This is a genomic window from Escherichia sp. MOD1-EC6300 (assembly GCF_002965045.1).
Taxonomy (GTDB): Bacteria; Pseudomonadota; Gammaproteobacteria; order Enterobacterales; family Enterobacteriaceae; genus Escherichia; species Escherichia coli_F.
This window is the reverse complement of record NZ_PTRH01000036.1, coordinates 1-3251: the sequence shown is the minus strand read 5'-3', so window position 1 is coordinate 3251 and position 3251 is coordinate 1. Positions and strand designations below refer to the sequence as shown.

At 46.2% G+C, this 3251-nt stretch carries 4 protein-coding genes; all 4 read left to right on the top strand.

The window, feature by feature from the left end; genetic code table 11:
• On the top strand, positions 1-633 hold a 633-nt coding region (locus BGE37_RS24580; protein ID WP_157944759.1), incomplete at its 5' end, for an RHS repeat-associated core domain-containing protein.
• Entirely contained in the window at positions 630-1076 is a 447-nt protein-coding gene (locus BGE37_RS24575; RefSeq protein WP_105288541.1) for a hypothetical protein, read from the top strand. The genes BGE37_RS24580 and BGE37_RS24575, both read left to right, overlap by 4 nt.
• A 328-nt stretch (positions 1077-1404) precedes the next feature.
• The gene (locus BGE37_RS24570) at positions 1405-2373 is read left to right on the top strand and encodes a PstS family phosphate ABC transporter substrate-binding protein (protein ID WP_105288540.1); all 969 of its coding nucleotides are present in this window, start codon (positions 1405-1407) and stop codon (positions 2371-2373) included.
• Between the two features lie 123 nt (positions 2374-2496).
• Positions 2497-3251 (top strand): DUF6531 domain-containing protein (locus tag BGE37_RS24565; protein WP_241956682.1); only part of this gene is annotated, 755 nt, incomplete at its 3' end.

Sequence of the window (3251 nt, the reverse complement as noted above, 5' to 3'; positions counted from 1 at the left end):
TCGGGGCTGTACTACAACCGTCACCGGTACTATGACCCGTTGCAGGGGAGGTATATCACGCAGGATCCAATCGGGCTTGCGGGGGGATGGAATCTTTATAAATATCCGTGGAATCCAACTATAAATATAGATCCACTTGGTTTGGATACCCTTATTTTTGCTGGGGGACCCACGAGTGGTAATCCATTAGGGCATTCTGCGATGGCATTTACTGGAAAAGGGGTATATAGCTATGGAACCGCTACCCCACGTGGAGGGAGTGTCATAGCTTATTTAACTGAACAAGCACAACGTAGAAGCACGAGGATATATACAATTAAAACCACGCCAGAACAAGAGAAAGCAATGATTAAGTACATTGATGAAAAATATAAAGTAGATAGAAGTGACTATAACTATTTTACGCACAATTGTGCAACAATGGTTATTGAGGCAATGTTGCATGCGGGAGTCTCAGTAGATTCAATAAATGAAATTTTAACTTCAACTGATCCGCTAGGTGGTGATAATGGAATGCCAATGTATCTTCCTGCTACTGTAGAAATGATAGCATCACGAGTATCAAATACATCTCCATTGTTTTCACCTGAGAATGGCCCTGTTCCTTCTAATTTTACGGATTTTAATCAATGAGTAAGAACTGCCTCATGGTATTGGTTTGCTTAGGCTTAATATTTTTTTTAGGAGTGTATTTTTATCGGATTTTTCATCACGGTGAGCTGGCAAATAAACCTATATGGGCATTAATGCAATCGTTTGCTGAGAAGGAAGAATATACGTCGCATCGCATTATTGGTAAGGAGGTCAAACCAACGTTTGTTAAGGGAGCGATAGAATATAATAATAAAGCTTATGATTTATTGGGTATTCCTACAAAAAATGTTAGATTTCCTTATTATTGGATTATTACGAATGCTCATGTTGATAATGATAAATCTTTACCTATGAGGATATTTATAATGGCCGATGGTAATGACTTCTATTTGTCTTGTGATTATGTGGATGATTTAGTCTTAAAAGAAAAGATTGATGTTGTGGCTTCTAATTTCCTTAAGACACGCTGCACTAAGTATTGAAACGGAGGATGGCTCATGGGGTTATATTGTTTCTAATGTGTATGTAGAGTGTGTGCGTGATGACAGTTCATAATGGCTACAATGTAATAATAAATTGCGAGTTTAATGAAAGTTAAATGATGTATATTGAGTTGTAATTAATGATTGATTGTGGAATGATGATTTTTTAGCGAGGGGAATATGTATGCGGAAGTATCGAAAAATTAAATTTCACTTTCTCTAAATTTAAATTGTTCATTCAGAATTTGATGTAAATATAATTATGCATATGTATTTATATAATCAATATTTTAGAGTGAGGTATATGGCGTATTTATTAAATCATTGTATGCGTAGGGTGGGCCTGTTACCAGTATTATTTTATATGACGGTATTAATGTCAGGATGTGTAGACGGCGGGGGCGATAACAGCGTAAAAGAAACAGTGAGTTGGGAGAAAACCAATATACGAGGAGAACCCACTTTACGCTACACTGATAACTCGAATAAATGGCCCCGGGTATGTGGTGCAACCGCGTTATATCCACTGTATGCTTCAGCTTACCGATATTTGATCCCCGGGGATAACCATCAAGATCCGGGTTTGAATTATATGTATCCGACTCGTACACCAGAAGCCTATAATGATCTCATAAAGCGCCAGGCCGATGTTATTTTTGTTGCCCAGCCTTCCGCAGGACAAAAACAACGGGCTGCCGATGCCGGGGTGAAACTGGTTTATACCCCCTTCGCCCACGAAGCCTTTGTTTTTATCGTTAACGCCAGTAATCCGGTCAGTTCTTTTACTGAACAGCAGGTTCGGGATATCTTCAGCGGTAAAATCACCCGCTGGAGTCAGGTTGGTGGCAGTGATGAGCGCATTCAGGTCTGGCAGCGTCCGGAAGATTCCGGTAGCCAGACGGTGATGCTGGCAAAGGTGATGAAAGAGACACCGATGCTACCCGCCAGAACATCTACAGAAGTAAGCCTTATGAATGGAGTGTTAACCAAAGTAATTGCCTACCGGAATACGCAGCCTTCAATTGGTTACACCTTCCGCTATTATGTCACACAGATGAATAAGGATATAAGCCCAAATCTTAAGCTGCTGGCAATAAATGGTATTGCACCAACGGTGGAGAATATCCGCAACGGTACTTATCCGTATGTGGTGGATGCCTACATGGTCACCCGCGAAAAGCCGACACCGGAAACACAAAAACTAGTGGACTGGTTTTTAAGCCCTCAGGGGCAAAGTCTTGTGGAAGACGTGGGATATGTGCCGCTGTATAAAACACTTTCTGATAACAAACAATGAGTGAATATCATTCAGCCGGGGATCTTTTACATTAAAAGTGCTGAATTGTCGTTAAATATAAATCTCTTTTGAAAATCATTAGTGCATCAAAAATAAGTTTATTCAGAGGAAGAGGAATAAACCATGAGCGGAAAACCGGCGGCGCGGCAGGGCGACATGACCCGCAAGGGACTGGATATTGTGCAGGGTTCAGCAGGGGTGCTGATAGGTGCGCCGACGGGAGTGGCCTGCTCGGTGTGTCCGGGAGGGATTACCTATGCTAACCCGGTGAACCCGGTGCTGGGTGCGAAGGTGCTGCCGGGCGAGACGGACCTGGCACTGCCCGGCCCGCTGCCGTTTATTCTTTCCCGCGCTTACAGCAGTTACCGGACCAGGACGCCCGCGCCGGTGGGCGTGTTCGGCCCCGGCTGGAAAGCGCCCTTCGATATCCGCTTACAGGTTCATGAGCGGGAACTGATACTCAACGACAACGGCGGCAGGAGCATTCACTTTGAGCCGCTGTTTCCCGGCGAGATAAGCTACAGCCGCAGCGAGTCGTTCTGGCTGGCGCGGGGCGGGGGGGCGGAGCAGCACAGTTCGCAGCCGCTAAGCGCGCTCTGGCAGGTGCTGCCGGAAGATGTTCGCCTGAGTCCGCATGTGTACCTGGCGACAAACAGCCTTCAGGGGCCGTGGTGGATACTCAGCTGGCCGGAGCGGGTGCCGGGGGCGGACGAGGTGCTGCCGCCGGAACCGCCCGCATACCGGGTGCTGACGGGCGTGGTGGATGGCTTTGGTCGGACGCTGGCCTTTCACCGGGCAGCGGAGGGTGACGTGGCGGGCGCGGTGACGGGGGTGACGGACGGTGCGGGCCGTCGTTTTCACCTGTTGCTGAGCACGCA